13 protein-coding genes are annotated in these 25,433 nt (G+C 43.2%); 9 read left to right on the top strand and 4 right to left on the bottom strand.

Annotated features, from left to right (window positions below; all coding sequences use genetic code 11):
- The first annotated feature begins 110 nt into the window (after nt 1-110).
- Entirely contained in the window at nt 111-983 is an 873-nt protein-coding gene (locus ACY652_RS17725; RefSeq protein WP_462265716.1) for a ComEC/Rec2 family competence protein, read from the top strand.
- A 4-nt stretch (nt 984-987) separates the two neighbouring features.
- Here the strand turns inward: ACY652_RS17725 and ACY652_RS17720 are convergent, their stop codons facing one another.
- Nucleotides 988-2,598: a patatin-like phospholipase family protein gene (locus tag ACY652_RS17720; protein WP_462265715.1), complete on the bottom strand. Its 1,611-nt coding sequence runs from the start codon at nt 2,596-2,598 to the stop codon at nt 988-990.
- Between the two features lie 1,404 nt (nt 2,599-4,002).
- On the opposite strand from ACY652_RS17720, the gene ACY652_RS17715 reads away from it, so the two are divergent.
- From ACY652_RS17715 to ACY652_RS17705, 3 genes are read left to right on the top strand one after another with little or no spacing between them, the layout of a single operon-like run.
- Nucleotides 4,003-6,456: a tellurite resistance TerB C-terminal domain-containing protein gene (locus ACY652_RS17715; RefSeq protein ID WP_462265714.1), complete on the top strand. Its 2,454-nt coding sequence runs from the start codon at nt 4,003-4,005 to the stop codon at nt 6,454-6,456.
- Nucleotides 6,453-7,766: an ATP-binding protein gene (locus tag ACY652_RS17710; RefSeq protein WP_462265713.1), complete on the top strand. Its 1,314-nt coding sequence runs from the start codon at nt 6,453-6,455 to the stop codon at nt 7,764-7,766. Before ACY652_RS17715 ends, ACY652_RS17710 begins: the two co-directional genes overlap by 4 nt.
- 2 nt (nt 7,767-7,768) lie before the next feature.
- The gene (locus tag ACY652_RS17705) at nt 7,769-9,892 is read left to right on the top strand and encodes a DEAD/DEAH box helicase (protein WP_462265712.1); all 2,124 of its coding nucleotides are present in this window, start codon (nt 7,769-7,771) and stop codon (nt 9,890-9,892) included.
- A 144-nt stretch (nt 9,893-10,036) separates the two neighbouring features.
- Here ACY652_RS17705 and ACY652_RS17700 read toward each other — a convergent pair whose 3' ends face one another.
- The gene (locus ACY652_RS17700) at nt 10,037-10,438 is read right to left on the bottom strand and encodes an ASCH domain-containing protein (RefSeq protein WP_462265711.1); all 402 of its coding nucleotides are present in this window, start codon (nt 10,436-10,438) and stop codon (nt 10,037-10,039) included.
- Between the two features lie 48 nt (nt 10,439-10,486).
- Nucleotides 10,487-11,305 carry an IS5 family transposase gene (locus tag ACY652_RS17695; RefSeq protein WP_462265197.1) on the bottom strand — a complete coding sequence of 273 codons (819 nt, stop codon included), beginning with the start codon at nt 11,303-11,305 and terminating at the stop codon, nt 10,487-10,489.
- A gap of 200 nt (nt 11,306-11,505) precedes the next feature.
- On the opposite strand from ACY652_RS17695, the gene ACY652_RS17690 reads away from it, so the two are divergent.
- The 5 genes from ACY652_RS17690 to ACY652_RS17670 all read left to right on the top strand — a co-directional run bounded on the left by ACY652_RS17690 (nt 11,506) and on the right by ACY652_RS17670 (nt 22,062).
- Nucleotides 11,506-14,754: a UvrD-helicase domain-containing protein gene (locus ACY652_RS17690; protein ID WP_462265710.1), complete on the top strand. Its 3,249-nt coding sequence runs from the start codon at nt 11,506-11,508 to the stop codon at nt 14,752-14,754.
- Nucleotides 14,755-14,761: 7 nt separating this feature from the next.
- The gene (locus ACY652_RS17685) at nt 14,762-17,668 is read left to right on the top strand and encodes a PD-(D/E)XK nuclease family protein (RefSeq protein ID WP_462265709.1); all 2,907 of its coding nucleotides are present in this window, start codon (nt 14,762-14,764) and stop codon (nt 17,666-17,668) included.
- 108 nt (nt 17,669-17,776) lie between these two features.
- On the top strand, nt 17,777-20,731 hold the full coding sequence (locus tag ACY652_RS17680; protein WP_462265708.1) for an McrB family protein: 2,955 nt from the start codon (nt 17,777-17,779) through the stop codon (nt 20,729-20,731).
- A complete protein-coding gene (locus ACY652_RS17675) occupies nt 20,728-20,880 on the top strand; it encodes a hypothetical protein (protein WP_462265707.1) in 153 nt (50 codons plus the stop codon). The genes ACY652_RS17680 and ACY652_RS17675 overlap by 4 nt, the downstream gene beginning before the upstream one ends.
- Before the next feature lie 6 nt (nt 20,881-20,886).
- Complete coding sequence (locus tag ACY652_RS17670; RefSeq protein ID WP_462265706.1) at nt 20,887-22,062, top strand: McrC family protein; 1,176 nt, start codon at nt 20,887-20,889, stop codon at nt 22,060-22,062.
- 25 nt (nt 22,063-22,087) lie between these two features.
- Here ACY652_RS17670 and ACY652_RS17665 read toward each other — a convergent pair whose 3' ends face one another.
- On the bottom strand, nt 22,088-25,204 hold the full coding sequence (locus tag ACY652_RS17665) for a cold shock domain-containing protein (protein ID WP_462265705.1): 3,117 nt from the start codon (nt 25,202-25,204) through the stop codon (nt 22,088-22,090).
- Nucleotides 25,205-25,433: the final 229 nt, after the last annotated feature.

The following is a 25,433-nucleotide window of genomic DNA, read 5'->3' as shown; positions in this document are numbered from 1 at the left end:
CTATTATACTATAAAAAAGAACAAGAACATTTTCCTTCCCATACCGAAATTCCTAATCATGCGAGTTAAAACAACGAGAATTTTGTAAGGCATATTAAACAATTCAAACAATGGGCAATGTAAAAATGAGGGTATGGGACGTTCAGCATGGCAACGCCATTTTTATCCGAACTCCCGCTAATAAACATATGATTTTTGATCTGGGTATTGGTGACTATTCTGAACACCGGCCTTTTCGGAGCCCGCTGGAAACGCTCTATCATCATTATGGCGTACGAACGATTGACCAGTTGCTGATAACGCATCCGCATTTAGACCACATTGATGATATTCTTAAACTAGATGAGTTGGGCTTATACATCGCCGTATTTCACCGCCCAAGATGGTTAGATCAAAATACCATCATGCAAAATGTCAGTGACCGCGACCGGCCCAAATTTGAAAAATATTTCCGTATAAGTAACAGTTACAACACCGCCATCACTACGCTGACAGATCCTGAAGTGCCGGTGAACAATGGTGGTGTTCAGTTTGAACATTTTTCAACAAGTCATTTACCGCAGAATAATCTTAACAACCATAGTATCATTACAGTGGTTTCTTATGCAGGTGTTAAGGTCATTATTCCAGGTGATAATGAATATGATTCACTGGAATATCTCATGCAGCGGGCAGAATTCCTCGACGCCATTGAAGATTGTGACGTGTTGATCGCTCCCCATCATGGACGTCAGTCGGCCTATCATCAAGGCTTCGTTGCACGGGCTAACCCTAGAATCACAGTGGTCTCAGATGGTTCACTCTGCGATACGAGTGCCAACGCGCGCTATTCGGCGAACAGCCGAGGCTGGAATATTTGGAAGAATGGCGTGCAAATCAACCGTAAATGTCTGACCACAAATAACGACGGCGAGATTTATATTGATTTCGGCCAAGATCCCGGAGATGCAAATGCTTATTTAAAAATTGAAATCAAAAGTTGAAAAATTACCTTGGCAATAGGAATTTTGGGTCGTGCTTGAACTGCCGCCAATACACCATGAGTTGGCTTTCGCAGCCCAAAAGTTCCAGATGTGCGTCCGTCGTGTTAGAATTGTCTTTCTTAAGCTGGTCAATATATTCCAGTAAATTCCAGCATAGGGTGTACTGACCGCAAGCAATAATTGCATCCAGCATTTTCTGCTGTTCCAGTTCTTCTTTGGTAAACCAAAGCGTCGTGCCCATGGAACTGGCCAGCTGGGAGTTTTTTTGGATGGCGGGAGAAGGCGCTAAATCTACAGGAAGCGAGCCAGTGTCCACTTTTTGCTGCCACCGCTCTTTGGGCCGAAGCTCATAAATCCCGTTCATGATCCGGCGGTTTGACCAAGATTTGTCGTTATAAAGTTTGTTGTAATTGAGCCTTCTGACATGCTTGAGGAACACATTCATGGTCAGCATCATGACAGACCGGAACCTGTTGGCGATCAGGTTCTCATAAATATACAAATGTAGTTTTAATAGCTTACCCAGTGGTTGGAGGAATTCTGAAGGCACACCGGCGGTGGCGGCCAGTGACTTAGCTAATTGGTAACCCAAAAAAATCAGCCCCGATAACGTCATACCCACGGTTGCGGTCATGAGTCCGACCCTGTAATCATTCCGGAAGCACCAAATACCAGTCGCCACCAGGACCAATAACAAAACGGAATTCCAAAAGGCGATACTTTTTAGGGAGAAGTCTTTCCAGCCGCTGCCGCGGTGCTGTACACTAGCTTGGAAGCCTTCCAAATACGGACTTGCAACTTCGCAAACGATGATCAAGTCCGTCTGTGTTGCCTTACTACCGTCCGATGCCACTGGAACATTACGCTTCATCCGTTGTTCCGCTAACAGCACCGGTTCAATTCCCTGATTGTCCACAATGCCGCCGTCCATCAATCCAACAGGATAGCCGGAATCACCCAATAACACCCGTTTGTCAGGTGGCAATACAAAATCGTCCGGGAAGTTCACGGGTTCGAAACCGCCTGGAAAACAAGAGGAAGCCGCCATGATGTCCGCCAGGCGGATGTCCTGGGCAACCATTGGAGAGATATTGTAATACTTATTACCGATCATACCCCTTTCCGCTTCTCCAGGCGCTGGTCGAATGATCCTTTCTGACCACTGAAAACGGAACTGTAGCGCATTGGTGAATTCCGTGGCATTGAAGGAGATATGCCGCAATGAATTTGGGTTTTCAATCATTAATTCCCCAAATAAGGCCCCGCCAAACAAATCTTGATTGTAAATATCTGCAAATGCCGTGATCAGGTTCCTGGTCCGGTGCTCGTCCCAATCCTTATCTGCTGCCAATCGTTCAAGTGCCAAACTCACCAAATCCGTATTAGACATAAAATGATACAACTGGTCATAAATCGCTTTAAAATCTTCCCCTTTTTTGACACCAAGTGCGTACCGCGCACCGGTAATCGTCCCGCCTGAAACCGTAGACAATACAGTGATGTGATCCAGCAAAGTGCCTTTGCCAGTAGCTATCCTGGAAAGCAAGCTCAGCCCTCCTAAACTATATGCCGCTGCCCGAAAGCCACCGCCGGAAAACGTTAGTGCGATTTTCATGATTGTGAAAGATAAGATTAGTCCCGCTGTCACGGGTTGTACGTTAGGTAACATATTTTTCTGCTAAGCAGTCCCTGACCAACTAAAGTTAATTGTAATAACCATAGCTAGCGAAACCTTATCCTAATAATAAATGCCTAAAGCGCCGGCGGAAATATCTGAGATCTAAAAATTCTTACAGCGAACAAACGGATATTACCGTGGGATCAAAATCAACAACAGATAATTATTTATTATCGTTGCTAATTCCAGCAGATAGAAAGCTAACTGATTATTTGATTAATGTTGTATCATTTTGTTTGAGTGTAATTATTACAGGATGGAACCATATAATTTAAAACGCTATTTTACACAAATCTCCCAGGAACAGTTCGGAAATTGGCCAGTAAGGCCTTCTAATTATTCGAGCCTGAAGTAGGATTGAACTATGCATAAATCAACAAAGAAAAGTTAAATCCTGTATAAAATGGGTCGAGTTAGTCTTATGCGGGCTACCGAACAAAAATAATTGTCTTATGGAAGACGCTGTAACATTGCCTTTATTGGCTGAGTGATTGCATTTATAGCTTTTCGTACAACACCAATGATGTAAATGGGGTGATGTGAATAGTTCATTTTAAGCCAAACAGGAAATTTTTAAGCCAAACAGGAAATGCGGCAATGGAATTCGTTGCTAATCACACACTTGCTTACAGGTCATTTTTTATCAACTGTCCTTACACACATACAAATAACTCTACGGTTTGAGTAGCAGCTTACCTACCTAACAAGTTGGATTTGGGTGAAAAAAGCCGAATCAGCTGGCGACATTAGTGAATTTACTAAACCGAGTAAATAAGTGACAATCTGAATAACTGAACAAATGGGATCAGCCCCACAATTCAATAAAAAACTCCTAAATAGTTTATTTATAGCTATTTAAGAGTCTAATCAGCGGAGAGGGAGGGAACGTTTAAATTCCTATTATCACCTATTTATCAGCAAGTTATATTTATATCCTTTGTTAGGTAACCGATTTAGACCATCGTCAAAACCAACCAAATATTACTGTTTCAGAAGCAAATTTACGCATTAATTCAGGTATGGGAAAATATTAAATATGGAATTCGACTTTAGAACACAGTGAGATTTTGACACTCAACCGTTTTGGTCCGACCAAGACATGGCTTGCTACTGATAATGTCGATAATGTTTACTTATTCTTGGTTAATCTTTTATAGGGACGTTTAGTGTCAGTAATAATGAGTTCTTAGTTCACCAAATTTGGCATTCTAAAGTAATAAATCCGTCGTTATGCTTGCGCCGGAATCCGGTGGTCAATATCAGCGTATTCTCCAAAACAATAAGTAAAAGATATCTCGATTGATCAAATTTCCCTACATTAGTGGTTGAAAAACCTTAATCATGATTGCATTCGGTATAATTTTATTCTTCGTACTGCTGATTGGCTATCTACATTCTCCTAAAGGCGAACCGTCTAAAAAAACAAAGATTCAGGTAGGCACAAGTCATTCGGTAACATCAGCGATGCCATTGCAACATCAGCCAAAAATGCAACCAGACTCTGTTACTCTATCACTTGTTGCCAAGCATTTCGGAAAAACTTGGCAGCAATATCTAATCAATCAATCAGCTCAATTACCCTTAAGCAATCGTTACATTTATAATTTAGTAGCACTTACTTATGAGCGGCTGCAGCATGAGGAATTTTTAGCTTTGATAAAAGCTTTTAGATCGCCAACGGACGGCACCGATGATTACAGTTTGTTACATGAAGGTATTCTTGGATTGGCGCAGGGTCGCCGTTTTATGGAAAGCGAAGTGATCAACCTCATCCGTGAACTTCCCAAACGTTATTATCACAAACATATTTTGGAAGCGGTAACTATGCCCATGATTGATTCTTCTGAATCTATATCCATTGAACAAGCAACCGTGAGCATAAAGCCAGAGCCCAAAATCGAAGCATCCAGCATTTCTAACATGTCTTTAATAAAGAATGCAGAAAACGATACGGTCGATTCTGTCCATTCTGATCCGGTAATAGCCACTACGAAGGTGAGCGAACTGGTTGATACTGCAAAGCCTCTTGATCAAATCGAGCAGGGAGTTGTAGCTGCGCAGCCTCCTATCACCGAAAACGGAGTTCTTCCGTTAGCAAAGGCACCTGAACCAGACGTCATTGATATTGATACAACGGTAAAGCCAATTATATATACCGAAACTAAAGTTGTACCTATATGGCCGCACCGCTATGTCTACTCGGCCGATGAACTGCGTGAGGCCAACCCGGCACAGAAAGCATTTTACGAAGAGTACAAGGCGGAGTTCTACAACGGCCGTCATCTAGACCTGCAAGGAAATACAAACTATGGATTCATCTTATTCTTTGAATTACTGGATGATTATCGGCGACACCAAAATCTTCAGTTACTGGAGCGAAGATTACATGATCTGGAAATTAGCTGTCCAAGAACATGTTCATATGCAAAAAGCAATCTAGTACAATTGATGCGTGCGGCTGGAAATCACGATGACGCTACTAGGATTGAGAATGCACAAGCAAACCCTTGGCATTGGCGGGAAAGATATATTCGGGAACTGAATTTGAGCAAAGTTGATGCTCAACTCCTTAACAGTATTTGGATATCCGGTAATGCATTTGTGAATATAGAATTTTGTGCCAAAGAGTTAATCAAGCTTTATGTGTCCGCTATGAAGGTGTTGGCAAAGTCATTTCAGGAGCAGCAAACTTCTAAGCGCACTGCTTTTGAATTTATTGGTGATCTCATTGCACGCAAACAAAATCACTATCGCACCGGCAGTCCCAACTATAAATATACAGTCGAACATAGTGAGTCAACTCTCAGCGAGTACATTTTACGGTATTGTGAAAGCGAGTTGAGAGTTCATCTTGGGCATAATCGGAAGATGAATATCAATGGTTACCTCGATCATTCAGAGGTTATTTTGGCTATTCGTGAAAAGATCATCGCGCCAATTGCCACCCGTATGCCTGAATTGTTGCAGGACGTTGCCAAGCCCAATGAAGCCGTTGAAGTTGCTTTAAACGCTATTACCCCGACCCGTTGGAAGAATCGCTTGTTCTTGACTGCTGAACATTATGCTCAAATTGGATTGGAAAAGTTTAAGGAGGAAGTTGATCATCAGCTTCGTTTAAATGTTCAGAATTCATCGCTTGACATCATCTTTCAGGATGTTGTCAAATTTTTAGCTCAGCATGACAAATCTAGCTCCTTACAATACTACCTGCGTTACAGCCATTACTGTTTCGGTATTAAGAATGCCGATCCTAAATCCATGCCGAAGAACTTGCAAAAAGTTTTGTTCAAAACGGAAATGGATATCCAGCGCTTTGATGAATTGGTTACTAAAGTTAAAACAGGTGGAAAGCTGGCACATCTACTCGCGGAGGCGGCTATTTTCTATGCACCGGTTCGTAAGAAAATCACATTAAATACCACCCTGATCAACCAGGTAGAACATCAGTACACAGGGACAGTAGAACTGTTAAATGAATATTTGCAGGATGAAGAACCCGTATCTGGACCTGTTGTCTCTATACATACGATTGGGCCGATAAATAGTACAACAAACTATGCTCTCACCTTGACAACAGGACAATCCGGGCTGATCGAGTTGTTTAAAGCACATGATTTTGCTTTAGAGGCTGCCGCTATCGATACTTATTGCCAGGACGTCGGACTCATGCGTTCAGCATTGGTCAACGACATCAATGAACACTGTTATGAATTGCTGGACGACCCGCTTATCGAAGAACAAGATCAACAATATACTATTAACCCTTATTACTATCAACAACTCTTAGTTTCATGATATCCGGACTAAAACCAAAAGAAGCTACCGCTATTATTAACTCACTGTTAGGCGGCGTCGTTCCCAAGATCGGTGTGCAACACATTACTGTTGGCCGTTCTCCCGAGGTAGACGCTTTTATCCAGGCGCTTGAAGACGTTAAGCAGGGACACAGTATGGTCAAATTTTTGATCGGGGATTTCGGTTCCGGGAAGTCCTTTATGCTCCACTTGCTGAATACAGTAGCGCTCAAACAGAAATTTGTGGTAGCCAACGCTGATTTTACGCCAGACAATCGCTTATATGCCAATGATGGTAAAGGGTTAGCACTTTATGCAGCCATCATGGACAACGTTGCCATTCAAACGAAGCCTGAGGGTGGTGCCCTGCCTGTACTGCTGGAAAAGTGGATCGAACAAGTGTTATTGCAGACCGCCCAAAGCCACCAGATACCAATGACAGAAATTCGTCAGCCAAAGCATTTACCACTCGTACAGCAAAGTTTGATGCAAACCATTAACGAAATTACCGAAGTCGGCGGTTTTGATTTTGGATTAGTTGTGCTCAAATACTATGAAGGCTACATCTCAGGCGATGAGGGCTTAAAAAGAAATGCGCTCAAATGGCTCAAAGGCGAGTACCATACCAAAACAGATGCACGGCAAGAGCTCGGCGTACGTGACATCGTTCACGATCTGAATTACTATGACATGCTTAAAAATTGGTGCAAGCTATTTGTGCAAATGGGTTACAGTGGCTTCATGATTAACCTTGATGAAGCCATCAACTTGTATAAGATCAGCACTGCCGTGATGCGGGAAAAGAATTATGAGAAAATCCTGAGCATTTATAACGATTGCTTTCAAGGTAAAGTCAATCACTTCTTTATCAATTTTGCGGGTACGCGGGAGGTTCTCGAGAACGAGCGGAGAGGTTTATTCAGTTATCAGGCCCTTAAATCAAGGCTAGAGACGAATAAATTTGAGACCGCCGAGATTCGTGATTTTGCCCAGCCTGTAATTCGTTTACTGCCGCTAGATAACAATGAAATCTTTGTGTTGCTCAAAAAACTTAAAGAAATCTTTGACTTCAACTACAATGTCACGTTGGAGATTAGTGATGGGGACATTCAACAGTTCATGGAAGAGTTATATAACAAGCCAGGGGCGGCTGAATTTTTAACCCCTCGCGAAGTCATACGCGACTTTCTAAATATACTTAGCATTCTTCGCCAGAACCCTGGTTTGGACAAACAGCACCTCTTCGGCGAGTTGCAGGTTCGCGACGAACGCCCGCAGGATGCATTTATGTCGGACATTGAAGAGTTGTAGCGGTGTACGAACTATTATCTGAGCCCATTCGGAGGTATATACGGGACAAACGCTGGGAAGCCCTGCGCCCCATTCAGGAAGCGGCCATCAAGTATATTCTATCTACAGAGAAGAATTATATCTTGGCTTCCCGAACAGCATCAGGTAAAACGGAGGCTGCCTTCTTACCCATCTTAAGTAAGGTGAAATTTCGTGAACCTGGCGTGCGGGTGCTTTATATTTCGCCATTAATTGCACTTATTAACGACCAGTTCAAGCGGGTTGAAGAGTTGTGTGCTTATCTTGATGTTCCGGTTACTAAATGGCATGGCGAAGCCAATCGCACGCTCAAGGAAAAGTTAATAAAAAGCCCTTCAGGTGTAGTGCTCATTACCCCGGAATCATTGGAGGCAATGTTCGTGAACGCTCCACAGCAGATCGTGCACTTATTCAGTAACCTTGAATTCGTTATCATTGATGAAATTCATGCGTTTGCAGGCACGGACCGTGGTTTGCAATTACGCGCTATTTTGTCGAGGTTAAAGTTTGGAAGTAAGCGGCCGTTCCGCGTAGTTGGCCTTTCGGCAACCATTGGTGATTTTCAGCAGGTAAAACAATTAACCGCCGACATGGAAAATACAACGGTACTGCGGGATAAAACGGCTAAGGAAATGTCTGCCACCTTTAAGTTTTTCGAGATGGATGGTGCCGACCTACCACAGAAATTGATTGATGATGTATATAGGGAAACTCGTCAACAAAAAGTGCTGGCCTTTCCGAATAGCAGGGGCCGTGCTGAAGAACTAGCGGTTCGCTTAAAAAAGGAAGCCGATAGACAAAATGGACATCCTTATTATTTTTCACACCATAGCTCGGTAGACCGTGAACTTCGGGAATATATTGAACATTTCGTTAAAGAGAACCGTCGATATCCATTCCTGATCGCCTGTACGTCTACACTGGAACTCGGTATCGACATTGGATCAGTTGATAGGGTGTTGCAGATTGACGCGCCTCACTCTATTGCATCCCTGGTTCAGCGTACAGGACGTAGTGGCCGGATTGAAGGTGCGCAGAGCAATCTGCTTTGCTATGCAACTGGGCCTTGGAGCTTACTACAGTCGCTGGCTTGTTTACAGCTTTATTACGAAGAGTTTATTGAGCCGACCACCAACAGTGGCTTTGCCCACGATATTTTATTACATCAACTTTTATCTACAGTCAAGCAGTTATCCGGTTGTACGTTACCAACTTTACTACAAAGGCTGAATTCCATTGAAGTATTTGCTGATGTCGATGAGCAAACGCGTTTACAAATTATCAAGTATCTCCTCGATAAGGATATGCTTGAGCAATTGGGCCAAGAGCTTATTATTGGTGTAGAAGGCGAGAGAGTGGTTAACTCGAAGGACTTTTATTCCGTGTTTAAGTCAGAGCCTACTTATAGAATAGTGCACCAAGATAAAACCATTGGCGAGATTCCCTTATTGTCAATTATTGCTGTTGACGAAAATATTCTTTTAGCTGCTAAAATCTGGAAAGTCGTCGATATTGATCAAAATGCTAAAAAGATCAGTGTCCAACCTGCGAAAGACGGTCGTAAGCCCAAATTCTTTGGTTCCGGAGGGGATATTCATCCGCGTGTACGAGAAAAGATGTTGGAATTATTGCTACAGGAACAGCTAGTACCCGAGCTTGACGAAGTAGCCATGGAAGCACTCCGGCAATTTCGCGATGATTTCAGCCATTATCAAATTGAGGACTTGCAATATGACAGACCAGTGCTCATTAAAGATGGCTCAATCACCTGGTATAGTTTTCAAGGGTCGAAAATAAATCGTACGCTCCATGCTCTTTTTCGCTTGGTGGGTACCGAGGTAAATTTCGATGATTCTAATAGTTCATTTATTATCAGGGCAGATTTAGCTGAATTGGAGCGGCTGATTAGTAAAGCAATTACTGAAATTTCTAATATAGATGCGCACTTGGCGATCTGCTTGGAGCAACAGCCGGAACTTATTAACTTTTCTAAATGGGGAGCTTATTTGCCGTTTCAATTACAATGTGTACTTCTCAAGGAAAAACATTATGACTTTGAAGGCGCACAATTGTTTTTAAAAAATTTGAGGCTCGTGGCGCTTAACTAACTAGTACGTATCTTTTTGGACCATTCATATGGATTAGTAAATTCTCCGATGCTAAAATATATCGCTATTTTAGATTTGCCTATCCTGCATCGAACTGGTTCTGGAACTAACTAACAAATACTATAAAACAAGATTAATGTCGTTTTATATGCTATCAATTAGCGAAAGATCCCATAATGATAATCCACCCTTAATTTTAAGTATTGGCTCCTCATATTTCACGGAATTTGCTAACACCCAATTCCAACCTTCTTGTTCTGCCCAAACTGAATGGTGGTTCTGTACGCAATCAATAATATCCACTTCACCGATTATAGCAGATTTTATGAAATCGGTTTGCGCTAACTCGCGCCGGAAATCAGGAGATAAGGGTTTCCAGTAAGAGCATAAATAGCGCGCAATAGGTTCTTTGCCATGAGCTGTATTCAGTGCCGCATGTACATAAATTCTGCCCCGATAGTTTGTTTTCCAGGATCTGTTTTCGATATCCTTTATTCCCAATACAATTAAGTGCGCCCAAGGCTGTCTGATAGTTAATGCTTTCATCTTTTTGTTGTTTAAAGATAAGTTTAATCTTGAAGTTGTTTAGTGTTTTCAGTTGGGTATTTTTCTCAAAAAGATGATACAGAAGGCGAGCAAGTGTAAAGCCACCCAGGTTTGGGTATTGGTCTCAAAGCGGATAAGAAGTGCCTTAAAGCTGTCGATCCAGGCGTTAGTCCTTTCGATAACCGTTCGTCTTTTGTATAGTTCATCGTCAAAGTAAGCATTATCTTCTGCTTGCTGTTCATTTCTCTTGTTTTTAGCAATATTAGCCTGAATGTGCCGCTGTTCGCAGGCTGCCCTTAAGGTCTTACAGTCAAAGCCGGCATCTGCGTTCAGGAACAACCCCTCAGCTGGGATTGCCGCCCTTTCCAGCGTATGAAACAACTGGGCAAACAAGGACTGCAACTCATATACATCATTGTGCTGCCCGGCCTGCGGCTCCGAACAGGCCAGCATAATGCCCTGATTATCCGCTAAAAAAAGCATATTAGTCGTCTTAGCTGCCTTCCTGCCCTGGTAACCCACCGCCATGCCGCCGTTCTTGGCAGGCGTATGGCTGCCATCCAACTGTACGCAGGATAAGTCCAGGTGCTGGTGGTTAGCCTTGAGCAAGGTCGTCCACATCCGCTCAAAAGACCCATCTTTTGTCCATCGTGCAAAGTGATAATATACACCCTGCCAGCTTAACTTATCCTGATCAAAGAACGCTTTCAAAGGCAATTGACGCCACTGGCAGCCTGTCTTTAACCGGTAAAGTATCGCCCACACAATCTGCCACAGCGGTGGCCCTACCGCATTTCCTCTTTTTCCTTTACTCAAATGCGGAACTATCCACCGCTCTATCTTATCTTTGCTTACAAGGACTTCCATCAGAAATTTTAAGTCGTTTTTGCTTCGTAACTCAAATCTCTTACTTTTTCGGAAGTCCTTATCCTTTTTTCCTAAATACTAAACAGCTTCCTTAAATGAATTTGCAATCCGATATATTAAAAGCGAAAAAGCGATTGGATCAAGCATTTTAAATTGATACTTTTAGCGTGCGGCTTCAGCCACCTAAAGTCCATCAACGCATGCCTAAACCTTTAAAAATTCTCCAAGCTTCCGCAGGTTCCGGGAAGACTTTCAGTCTGACCGCCCATTACCTGACCTTGCTTTTTTCTACCGACTCTCGTTACCGCGAAATATTAGCCGTTACCTTTACCAATAAGGCAACTGAGGAAATGAAGACCCGTATCCTCGACGTTTTGGCTGCCCTGGCAAAAGGGGAAAAGGAAGTCAACGCCATACGGGATATCATCCTGGCATCGCATCCTGCGCTGAATGCGGAAAGATTGCAGGTGCAGGCAGGTAAAGTATATCGTAAGATCCTGCATGATTACGGCCGCTTCTCGGTTAGCACCATAGACGGGTTTGTGCAGAAAGTGATCCGCGGTTTTGCCTTCGAACTGGGCCTGGATTCCGGCTACGTGTTGGAAATGAATTTTGAAAAGGTCAAAAGCGAATTGGCTGACCGGTTAAATGACCAGCTGGACCATAATCCCAGTTTACTGCAGTGGATCATCGATCTGGCTTTAGACCGGATAGACAGCAACAAAAGCTGGAACTACCATCATGCGCTTACGGATCTTGCCGGTGAGATTTTCAAAGAGCGGTATCAGCCTTTTGAAAAGGCGATGCAGGTGCTGCTACAGGAGCAAGAAATTGATCATTTGTTTTTAGAATACAACCAGCTTACGCGAAAGACCATCAATGACTTTGAGGCGCAACTAAAGGAGTTAGCTGTTCAGGCGGCCAAAACATTTGATGGCACCGACCTCAAATCGTTAAAGGGCATGTCGAAGTCTCCTTTAAACAGCTTACAAAAGATTGCAGATGGGGATTTTCCAAAAATCAAGTCGCTTGAAAAGATCCTGAATGATGTTGGCGAGTGGTTTAAACCTGGTAACAGCGATGCTTTATATTATCGGCTTAACCCTCTGCTGAATATACTTTGTGAGACTTACTATAACGGCCTACCGGAATATACGCTGGCTAAAGCTGTTAATGAAAACTTATACTACCTGCGCCTGATGCAGGAAATGGCTGGCCTTTTGAAAACCTACCGGCAGGAAAGCGGTACGCTGCTTATCAGTGATGCACAGAACTTGCTGCAGGGCATTACCGGCACCGATGACACCAACCCTTCCTTTATCTGGGAGAAAATGGGCAGCCGGTTCCAGCATTTTCTTTTTGATGAATTCCAGGATACCTCGGCTAGCCAGTGGACCAACTTCAAGCCGCTGCTCACTAATGCCATGGCCGAGGCGACCGGTGAGTTTACCGATCATCTGATCGTTGGCGACGTCAAGCAGTCTATCTACCGGTGGCGCAACGGCGACTGGGATATCCTGCACCGTAGGGCCAAAGCGGATATTGGTGAGGCCTACATCATCGACGATAACCTGGAAGCCAACTATCGCAGTACGGAGAATATTATCCGCTTCAATAACCTGCTTTTTGAATATGCACCCAAGGCACTGCAGCAGCAGCTCAACGGTATTTTGGACACAGAAGCAGGCGAGCAGGTAAAACAATGGTGGCAGCAGCAGGGACATGATGGTATTATACCCAAAGTATATGCCCAGGCAAAACAAGCCACCCATGGCAAGACCCTGAAAGGCGGCTGTGTTAGCTTCAAGGTACTCAAAACGGATAATGAAGGCAATGATCTGAGTGCGGACAGTTTTCGCGAACATGCCCTGCAGGCGAAAATCACCGAGATCCGCCGCTTGGTAGCAGAAAAGAACTACGCCTATGGGGACATCTGCGTACTGGTCCGGTCCAACACGGAAGCGGTACAGGCTGTGGAAGCTTTGATGGCTGAAGGCATACCGGTGATCTCCGGGGAGGCGCTGATGATTGCCGGTAATACGGCCGTCAAGCTGTTGATTAATACGATCAGAACTATGGCCGGCCTGCCGCAGAACACTGGGATTTATAAAGCGGCCTGTATCAGTCTATACGCCAAACTGAATGGTAAGGTGTTTCAGCCTGAACAGCTTTTTGCGCTGGAAAATAAGATACTGGACCAGTTAGAAGGCGCGTTGCCGCCGGCCTTATGCAGGAACTGGCGTAACTGGCTGTATGCACCCTTGCCTGAACTTATTGAGCTGTTAATCGGCGCTTATGGCCTCGATCAGCCTGAGCAATCGCGGCACCTGGCTTATTTACTGGCTTTCCGGGATATGGCCGGCCATTTTGCTGGTCAGGGTGAGAAAGGCCTACTGGCATTTTTAAGATGGTGGGATGAGGAAGGATGCAGGAAAGCCCTGCCTTCCTCGGAACATGCGCACGCCGTTCAGGTCATTACCATACATAAGTCCAAAGGCCTGGCTTTTCGGGCCGTCTTGCTGCCGTTCTGCGGTTGGTCCGTAGACGGTATGCCGGGGTCCGTCTTTTGGATACCTTCTACCGGTACTGCCTACCAGGATTTGCAAAGCATTCCCGTACGGTATAAAAAGTCTCTGGCTGGTTCTTCTGTAGGGCACGCCTACTTTGAAGAACTGCTGTTTAATTACATGGATGCACTCAACATGCTTTATGTGGCCACCACCCGAACCAAGGAGCATTTGTATATCGTTTCACAGGGCAAAAAGAATCCCGGAAAGATTTCCAATGTAGGCGATTTGCTCGCACAGGTGATTAAGCTGTTCCCAGATTTTCAGCAGCACTTTATCACTGATGATCATTTGCTCCTTGATGAGGAAGTGGTTAAAGCTATCAAAGAGGTGGAGGAAGCCAAAGAGTCTACTCATTTCGCCTTGAAGCTGGATAACTACCCTTTGTCTGACCGGCTGAGCGAGGTGCTATCCGCAGAGCAGGAAAATCCCGAGGCGAATTTACTGTCCCGCAATACTGCTTTGCGCGAAGGTTCTATCCTGCATGAAGTGCTGTCAAGGACCGAAGATACGAGCGAGGTAGACAATGTATTACAGGAAATGCTGATCGGAGGTTACCTGCGGCAGAATGAATTGCCGCACTTTAGGGCGCGTGTCCTGGAAGTTATGGAACATGCCGAGCTCAAAGCGTTACTGAATAGCGGCGGGCAGGTACTGAACGAAAGAAGCATTATTGCGCCTTCGGGTAAAAGCTACCGCCCAGATAAAGTACTCATTTCTGGTAACGATGTCACCGTCATTGATTACAAGTTCACGCAGGCCGAAGAGCCATCTCACATTCGCCAGGTGAAAGGCTATAAAAGCCTGCTGCAGGATATGGGCTACGAGCGTGTGGATACTTATTTATTTTATGCCCTAAGCGGTAACCTTAAAGCTATTTAATCTTCCGATGAAGTCATTTTTACAAGAAGTTGCCGAGGACCTGTATGCAAGGCTGGGAGAAGACCTGAAAGATACAGCCATCATCTTTAACAATAAACGGCCCGTGGCTTATATGCAGGAACACTTGGCTAAAGTCGTCGGTAAGCCTTTTTGGAGCCCGTCATTTTTTACCATACAGGAGTTTTTCGCGTTATCTTCGGATAAGCAGGTAGCCGATCAGTATACGCAGTTTTTTACGCTGTTCCATCAGTACAACGAACTGCTGGCGCAGGAAGGCGGTAGCCTAATCCGGCCGGATGCATTTTACGGTACGTCTCAAACCATTTTAAACGATTTTGCCCAGATCGATACCGAGCTGGCACCCGCTACAGAGCTGTTCACCGAACTGGAGGACACCGCGATCATCCAGCAGCAGTTTCAGCATCTGACAGAAGAACAGCAGGCGTTTTTAGAGCAGTTCTGGAAGTCCTTCTCTGCGGGCAAGCAACAAGCCCAACAGGAACAGTTTATCCGTATGTGGCGGCGAATGCCCAAACTTTATGAAGGTTTTCATAATACCTTAGCGGATAATGGCTTTACCACGCGCGGGCAGATCTATCGGAAACTGGCTGAAGAAGAGGAGGGCAAGCCCGGCTTTGCAGCAAACTTCAAAAAGCTGGTGTTTGTGGGCTTCAATGCGCTGAGTAAAGCCGAAGCCGTCTGCTTTAAACGCTGGCAGGAAAAAGGCCTGGCTTTGTTCTACTTTGATACGGATGCCTACTATATGCAGGACCCGATGCAGGAGGCTGGCCTGTTTTTAAGAAACAACATCCAGCGAACCGGACTAGTAAACGCACTGGGCGTAGACCGGCCGCACCTGAAGCAAAACCAGAAGACGATCAACGTTAATCAAACCCAAGGCAGAACAGCGCAGGCGAAAATCCTACAGGCTTCCCTCTCGCAGCATTATCCGCTTTTGAAACAGGCCGATCATACCGGTAAGGTAGCCGTCATCCTTGCTGACGAGCAATTGCTCTTCCCGGTACTGCAAACTATTCCTTCTGTATTTCCTGACGGAAGTGGTGAGCCGTTACCGGTTAATGTGACGATGGGGTATTCGCTGTTATCCTCGGGCATTTATGGCTTGGCTGATATCTGGCTTACGGTGCAGGAGCAGCTGGTTGTGAAAGGTAAAGAGACCGTTTATTACCGGGAGGTGGAAGGATTTCTGTCGCACCCGTTGACCGCCATCAACGAAGAGGATCGTGCAGCTATGCAAAAACAAATACTGGATGGTCAGCTCATCGAAGTGCCACAAGCGGTATTACAGCAGCCGGGAGAACTAGCGAAGCTGTTTTTTGCGCCGATTGGTAGCGGGCTGGATGGTATCGGTACTTTATATCAGATATTTGAAACCATTCTTTATCAGGAGGCCGCCACCGGCCGCTTGAAGCAAACGGACAGTGACCTGCTCACAAGTTTATTGAAGGAACTGAACCGGTTATCCGATGCACTGACTACTTATGCCGCAGATCTTTCGCCGTCCTTTACCCTGGCGCTGATCCGCAAGGCGTTGCAGGGTATTTCCGTTCCACTATTGGGAGAGCCTTTACAAGGCCTGCAGGTAATGGGCCTTTTGGAAAGCCGGGCACTGGATTTTGAGCACGTATACATACTGGGCACCAGTGAAGGCGTGTTGCCAAAAAGCAGCAGTAGTCAAAGCTTTATTCCGGATAGTATCCGCAGGGTGTATGGCCTGCCAGTACCGGAGAACCAGGATGCCATCTCGGCTTATATGTTCTACCGCTTACTGCAGCGTTCCAAAACGGTGAGTCTGGTCTATAACGCACAGCCCGATGAAACCAATCCGGGAGAGCAGAGCCGCTTTATCCGGCAGCTGGAATTCGAAAGCGGATACCCTTTTCACTACTTCGATCATGTGCAGGATATGGCTTTAGAACAGCGCATGCGTTTTACCATAACCAAGCAGGGCGATGTGGCCAGAAAGCTAAACGCCTACCTGGACGGTGAGGGGCCTTATGCCAAGAAGTTATCGGCTACCGCATTAACTACGTATTTGAATTGCCCGATGCAGTTTTTTTACAGCTATGTGGCTGGCATCAAAGAACCGGAACAGCTGGCCGAGAATCTGGAGGCCAGTAACGTAGGATCTATCCTGCATATGGTGATGGAGCTATTCTATCAGGAACTCAAAGCAAAGAACCTGGAGATTACCAAAGAGCGTATTGCAGAACATAGGGCAAATGTGCCGGCTCTTTGCAAACGGGCATTTGCCGAGGTGATGTACAACACGCCTGAGGCGGAGCAATTGCCACTTAAAGGCATGCAGCAGGTGATCCTGAAGATCATTGAGCGTTACGTCGAGGCGATTCTGGATCATGACGAGAAAGTGGTGCCCTTTTATTTGATTGAGCTGGAAAATAAAAAGGATTATATCACGCCCTATCCGGTATCGGTAAACGGCAAAAAGAAAACGGTTAGCCTGTATGGTATCATTGATCGTGTAGACCAGCGGCAAGGCGTCACGCGCATCGTGGATTATAAAACAGGCAGTGATGAACTCAGCTACACCTGTATTGACGACCTGTTTATGCCGGATAGCAAAAACACCAATAAGGCCATGGTGCAAACCTTGTTCTATACGCATATCTACGAGCAGGTAAGAAATAAGGCAGCCGTAGAACCCAATTTGTATGTCGTGCGGAACATGCACCAGGAAGGCACCCTGTTTAAAGATAAAAGCAAAGCCAAAACGCTACTCCAGGCGGAGAGTCTGCAGGAATGTAAACAAGGGTTTGGTGAGCTGTTAACCACAAAGCTGGAGGAGATGTTCAACGAGGAGGTGCCGTTTGTGCAAACCGGGCTCGATGAAAACTGTAAATACTGCCCTTATACTACGATGTGTGGAAAGTAAATCAACGGAAAAATAGATTTTTCTATATCAGGCCATTTACTTGATATTCTATCAATCAAATTATCCTAAATTGCTAACTTTCGAACTTGCGTAAAGAAATACTTATACATGCCTTTTCAACCTAATAAAATCACAAAAGACCATATTTTAAAAGCTGCCCAAATTATCGATAATGACCAGGCGGCTGTCAAACCATCTACGAAATACGATGCAATTATTGGCGGGAAAGCTTATCCCCCTAAGCACCTCATGCGATTGGCGCATCTCGAAGCTACCGGAGAGGACTTCTGGAAGCCATTTGGTGGCGAAACCACGAATAAATACATCAAGCGATTAGGTTTTGAGGTTGTTGAAAAAAAGCAAACCGCAGACCCGGTAGCAAACCTGGTTAGAATATACAAAGAGCGCATTAAGAAAAACAATAACGGCGACGAAACTTATAAATTCACCTTAATTGGAGACTTTCAACAAAAATGGGACATTGATGCTACAGATTTTTCGGCAATGCTCCGGCAAATCAATTTCTCTAATCTATTATATTTCAATGCCATAGGTGTCATAAGGGATTTAGCAAGCAGATTTCCTGAAGAGGTACGCGCTGCTTTTAAGATTTTATTCGACGAGGAAAGTGATCTCAAAGAGCGAGTTGAAATGTTCCAGGGAGAGCTTTCCCGGCTTTATGCCACAGTGAACGACCTGAATCATCACCAGGATGAAAGGACGATCGCCACTTATTTAACTTTTCATAACCCTTTAAGTTATACCTTTTATAAAGCTTCTTTTTACTCTAAATACTGTAAGTTACTAGGTATCAAAAAGGCTAAGGCCGGTGAACGGTACATTCACTATTTGGATTTAGTGGATCAGTTCATTGCCGATTATATTGATGAAGATGAGGCGCTCAAGCAGCTGCACGCCCAATACCTACAAAACGTGCCCTTCAAAGACGAAGATTTTAAGGTGCTGGCCCAAGATATCTTATACCAGTCTTTAGACTTAACGGAGCCTGAACCCATCAGCTATTATGTGGTAGGATCTGTTTGGAAAGATGAAAAAAATAAGCCCATCGATCAGCTGCCGCGTTTTTTGAAACAAGGCATTTGGGAGAACGGCCATGATGGTGAGAACATAGCCCTAGTCAAATCAATTAAGCCGGGTAGTAAAATTGCTATCAAGGCTGTCCATACCTTGCAAAAAACTAAGTCGGTGATGACTATTAAAGCAAGGGGCGAGGTAATTGAAAACGAAGAGGATGGCCATATCATCAAAGTAAACTGGGAAGAAGGACTTAGTCCATTCATTGTGCATTTTTCAGGCGGGTATTGGGGTACCGCTCATCCTGTCACCAACCCGGATCATATAAACGCTATTTTTAGCAATGAAGCTACCAAACAACCAGAACCAACATCAGAAAGCCAAATCACTATGTCCAATCCGCCATTGAATCAAATTTTGTTTGGTCCTCCAGGTACAGGTAAAACCTACCATACCATGAATAAGTCCTTAGAGATTGTTGGTGTTGATACTTCAGCCTTTGATCGCAAGTCCATCAAAGATGAATTTGAAAAAAGAGCCTTGGATGGCCAGATCATGTTTACCACCTTTCATCAAAGCATGAGCTATGAAGACTTCATTGAAGGCATTAAGCCGAATGTCGACAGCGATGAAAGTGAATCCATCAAGTATAGGATTGAAGACGGTATTTTGAAGCGGTTATCCCGGCGAGCGGTAACAGAGTTTTATAAAGAAGAAATCAGCAAAAAGAAAAAAGGTAATAACTCAGTAGACCGGCTGCAATTATATGATGAGGCCTGGAACAGCTTAGTGAAAGACGTTCAAGCAAGTTTAGATAATGCTAAACCCTTAGAGTTGCTGTCATTGAGCAGTAAGCCTTTAGACGTCATCAAAATAACTCAGCAGGGAAATTTAGTTATCAGGCCTCGCGGGGAGAATGCAGAAGAGTATACGGTATCCTATCCGCGAACGCAAAAGCTTTTTGAGGCCTATTCAGATTTAAGCCAGGTCAAGAACATTGACAAAGAGTTCAGGCGGGTTGTTGGCGGTCTGAACTCAACGGCTTATTGGTGTGTGCTCAATTATTTAAACCATAAAGTAAGCGAAGCGTCCGCGTCCAGCACTGTAGAAGTAGATGTAGATCATCTCAACGAAGCTCTGGTGAAGTTTGACAATCAGATCGTCAAGGCGAATAAAACGGCATCTATTAAGCGCTTCGTGCTCATTATTGATGAAATCAACAGAGGTAACGTATCTAAAGTATTTGGTGAGCTCATCACCCTGGTTGAAAAGGATAAACGCTTAGGCGAACAAGAAGCTTTAGAAGTTACCTTGCCTTACAGCAAAGAGCGGTTTGGCGTGCCGGTTAACCTTTATATCATAGGAACAATGAACACGGCAGACCGTAGCGTAGAAGCCTTGGATACGGCACTCAGAAGAAGGTTTAGTTTTGAAGAAATGCAGCCTAATCCTTCATTGCTTTCTCCGGCTCATTCATACTGGAAACTACTTTGGGATTATAAAAGTGCATCGTGGGAAGACGCGCAGTATGTTAGTCGGGAAAAAAATCTTCTAAGCTTGTTAGGTGCTAGTCAGGAGCTATGGACAGACAGGCAAAAAATTTGGGACCAAATGGAGAAAGAAGGTCCATCGCCTGAACAGGTGTCATATTTTGACGGCTATACTTTTAACGGCGTAAATTTACAACGCCTTCTGGAAACTATAAATGCTCGTATAGAGGTACTAAAAGACCGGGATCACCAGATAGGACATGCTTACTTCATTCATGTTTACGGCGTAAGTGATTTAATGAATGTCTTTAAAGACAACATTATTCCGCTGTTACAGGAATATTTCTTTGGCGATTACTATAAGATTCAACTGGTTTTAGGCAAAGGCTTTATTATTCAAACCTCTGCAGCACAAGTGAAATTTGCAGTTGAGGAAGAAGACGCCTTTGAAGAGAAAGCTGTATATGCCATTAACCACCAGGCTTTTGATAATGAAAGTAACTTCCTTTCCGCTTTGAAAGAGATGAAAGTAGTATGATGAAATATAATGTACTGCAGTTTTTTGAATATGACCGGGTGAACTTTCGTCACACTTATCATCTTGCCTACAGTGGTAAGGAGATGAAGTTTACAGAAAGTCAGATCTCTGCACTCAGGAAATATCATACGCTTTCAAAAGGGCTTTAGTATGATTTGATTGATCAGGGTATTCGTTTTAAAGAGCATGTTGGCGTTATTCAAATCAATGAATTAACGATAGAGGTACTGCCCAAAATTGACAGGGAAGATAACGACTCCAGGAAGTGGCACGATCTCCTTTTGGACATGCTGAAAGAATGCCGCATTTTGAAGCCCAGGTCCACGGGTTATGCGAACTTGAAGCTTAAATCGAACTCGGTTCTGAAGCTGTATTTTGAAAAGTACATAGCAGAGCTGGAAGCGCTTATTCATCAGGGCTTGATCAAAAGGTATAGAACGGAGGAAGGCAATCAATCAGCACTTAAAGGACGATTGGTTTTCAGCCAGCACATCCAGCAAAATTTGATACGGGCGGAGCGCTTCTATACCAGCCACACCCTGTATGATCAAAATCATTACATCCATCAAATTTTATTGCAGGCGTTGGAAGTTGTAAACAAACTTTCTGAGCAAACTCATTTGATAGACCGGATCAATGTGCTGTTACTACAGTGGCCCAAAGGAAAGCATCTCAATATTAGTGAAGGCATTTTTAACACCATACCGGTAAATCGCAAAACACTGGCTTACCAGGAAGCGCTTTTGATTGCCCGGATGATTTTGCTGAACTACCATCCCGATTTAAGGGGAGGAAGGCTATCGGTGCTGGCGCTGATGTTCAATATGAATGATTTGTGGGAGGAATTTATTTTCCGCCGGTTTAAAGCCATGGAAAAGGCTTTTAACTGGAACGTCACCGCCCAGAAACGCTTGAGATATTGGTATGGAGATAGCGGATCAAAGAAGCTAATTCCTGATATCCTGATTGAATGTAAGGACACCGGCAAACGGATTATAATAGATACCAAATGGAAACGACCGTCGAAAAATAAGCCGGATGATCATGACCTGCGGCAATTATTTAGCTATAAGCTTTATTATGAAGGTGATAGTGCCTATTTGCTATATCCTTGTATAGAAAAGGATGGATATGTAGTTGACGGATCTTATCACAATGAGTCACATTGGAGCAAACACGCAATATTTGCAGCAGGGGGTGATCTCACCGGCGGGTTAATATTTCTAAATGTTATTGCTGAAAATAAGCTCTTAAGTACCGAGTTTTTAATAAAAAAATTAAGTACGTTGTTGAGTATAGAGCAGCTTAATTCAAAGTGCATAATTAAATAGTAATCTTTGACGTACAGCTTTCAAATTACTGGTGTTTGAAAGTGAGCCCTGTTAAGTGAGTATGGTACTTGGCCATTACTTGAAACCTCTCATATTCAGTAGTTAAATCTAATTGGTAATCGCATGTAGTGCATTCTAACAGGCGGGGACCATTTGAAGAGTGCCTATCTCTTCTTTCCGCAACAAGGTAACTTTCTTTATTTTCCCTGATATCAGGTACGTCAAATCCTGCTGCGATGTACTTGTACAGCTTCGTTTTGAAGATTTTAAGTCGTTCAGCATCATAAGCTGGCGCCTGCACTATAAACCAATATTTTTGATCTTTGCGCTGGCCGCTGTTTAGAACATAGGATGAGCTAAACCTGTTTTTAAGAAACCAGTTCAGGATGCGTTGATAATTTTCAGCATCACCTTTTACTTCATCGAACTCATTGCCACATTGCGGACAGCATATCTTTTGTTGATCGCGATGGCCAATCATAGGGCCATGATAAGATTGACCGGTTTTATTTAAAATATAGCTTCGTCTATTGATTTTGTCCGTATTGCAACAAGCAAGGCAGTCTTTACATATATACCAGCCTTGATTACTACTAGGGAATTCCTTGTGTTTACATTTTACAACTTCTCTAGAATCGATGACACAGGTGCAATGCCCATTAATACAATGTGTTAGATAAACCTGTTTTTCCAATTCTTCACAATTTTCATTTTTGCATGTAAAAAAGCTAACGCGATAAAACCCGTAATTTCGTGTTGTGTCTGAGGTTGCAGGTTTTAAAATGTGCTGACAAGAAGCACATTTCATATGCTTGAGGAACTTGTTAACCTTATTTATATACCCAAGGAGAACTTCATAATCACTATGTTTAAAATAGATATTAGCAATATCCAGAAAGTCAAGCAACGTATATTCGCGCCAATCATTATGCAAATATCGGCATGGACTGTAACATTTATTGTTATGGCACCACCAGAATTCAGCCCCGGTGCGTTCACACAGCGAAGCCTCCTGCGTTATCTTGTTGATTGCTTTTCTCCCTTCGCAGTAAATGACATCATTAGGAATAGATCCCCGGTCGGCCTTTATTCCATACAAATTTGTTTCAGCTGATAGATTATCACGATCAATAACTTTGCGGCCCTGGCATCGGTCAAAAAAACCTTCTAGAACTAATAGCTCGGTAGGTGTCCGAATTTGCCCGGCGATGATATCAAACATCGTCTCTGGCTTGGTGATATTTCCATTTTTAATATCCTCGATAGCCTGCAGAATGACATAAACTGAAAAATCAAGTATCTGAGCTTGTCCGCCGGCCTTTCGTGCCAAATCTGGATCTATTGCCAGCTCTTTTAGCGCTATAATTTGATCGATTTCGATAGAAGAATAATTGTGCTTCATTTCCCAAAAAACTTTTTTTACAAATAGTTTCTGCTGGGATGTTGTTAGTAGAATAAAGTAAAATTTTAATTCATTGAAGTTAAATTCGCTGGCATGATCGTAAAGCCAAAGGTATATTCTTGTCCACTTATTACATGTTAGCCATAGTTCTGGCCGCTTCTCCAAGTAATAATCAGGTAGATGCCGTTTTAAACCATTTAAGACTCTTAATGGATATTGCGGATTTTTACTGTGAGCAATCATGCCATGAATCTCAACTGCTGCGTCAAAGAATTTCTTAAAGTCGGTTTTGGCACTATTTAAAATCCGACTGGCAATTTGTTCGTCTTCAGTAGCAAGGTAGTAAGTTGCTAACACCGAAGTCGGTGGTAAAAGAATTAGACCCGCTTCCCATAAATGGAAAGCAGTTGCTGGTTTCAGCTTAAGCAGTTTGTACAGTTTGAGAGAGTCTTGGTCTTTTTTGAAATCACTGTTAGATAAAATTACTTTGAGAGACTCAAATTGTCTATCCTCCAGTTGTTCTTTGAATATGATTAACGCAATTTCAAAGCCAGCAGCACGCATGGCTTTATAAATATCGAAAGTTGTAGCCAGCTTAATTTGAGTTGTAATTAATTGCAGATTTGCATTGCTAGGATTAATTAAACCATCAGCGAAAGCTTTGAAATAAAACTCAGGTGCAAATTTTACACCGGAAATTTCGTAAGCTTTAAAAGCACTATGTTTACTTTTTGCTTGGCTAATAAAAATCCCAAATTCAGCATACGTGTCTTCTGTATCGATAAGCGGATATGGCCATATGCTAATCTGTTCATCAATTGTCATTTTTGCCAGCAAATTGTCGCGGGTCGTAATTGAATAATGACTGCGCAAGTATGAGTCCATTTGCAGACGTGGAAATTCAGTCGAAAGGCTGTTTAGCCATAATAAAGGAATGCATACTTGAGAAATATTTAAATCACCTTCAATCTCTTGGAAATTCGGCAATAATCCATTCTCGTCGGCCTTCAGAATATCAATTAGCTTTAAAAAGCTTGTTTCATTATCAATATCTTTCAGCGCTCGTACTTTTATGCGGTCCCTCACAGAAAGCTTGGGAAAGATCGTAACTTTTTCCTTATCTGAAAGCTTTTGAAAGGCTTGAATAACATCAATGTTTGTTTCAGCTAAAACCTCATCACCAGCGAGGTCTATGTATATATCAAAAATCAGTTGTTCAACTAAATCATGATTAGTTGTTACAATTGTCCTCAACGTGGATTTTAGTACGTCTTCGTCTAGCGCTGGGCAACTCTTAATGGCTTTGATAAAACGTTTAATTATCAGGGCGTCTTCCGAGGAAGTCTTGTTAATAAAGCTGGTAGACAACAAATGGTCAAAGAACCCTCGAAAGTTCACAGCAGCTAAGTCTTCTCTAGAAACCGTATTAAGCTGGTTTAAAATATCCGTATAATTGTAAACAAGGAAAAGCTGTACGAGTCTAATGAAATCTATAATGTCATTCAGTTTCGCGACCTTGATAGCCTCTTCCTGACCGGTGTGTTTTTTTGATTGAATTTTTAGGAAAACGACAATGTCTTTCTCTTTGATTTCATTAGACCTCAGGTTTTTGTAATGAAAGAACAAATCGCCGAAGGTGTCCTTTTTAGTAGCGCTTATAAATCCGAACCCTCTATCTTCAACTAATTTTTTTACAATCCCAATTTTGTAATCTGTAAAGTTGTTGGTCGGTTCCGGCATGGTTTGAATAAGCTAATAAGTCGCTTAATTTCTATATTTAATAAATGATATACAATACAATTTGAAAAGAAAGCCATGCTATGGTTGATAAACTGTGTTCGTGTAAAAGATTAACTTAATTACGACAAAATCCGAACAATTTTACGGTGTATGCTAACTGGAGAATCCGCTGATATTAACCACCTGATTCCGCTGTAAGGGTTACGCTTGAACTTTGTTTGCGCCAGTA

The sequence above is a fragment of the Mucilaginibacter sp. genome, from assembly GCF_965200995.1.
Lineage (GTDB): Bacteria > Bacteroidota > Bacteroidia > Sphingobacteriales > Sphingobacteriaceae > Mucilaginibacter.
This window is presented reverse-complemented; position numbering and strand designations above follow the sequence as displayed.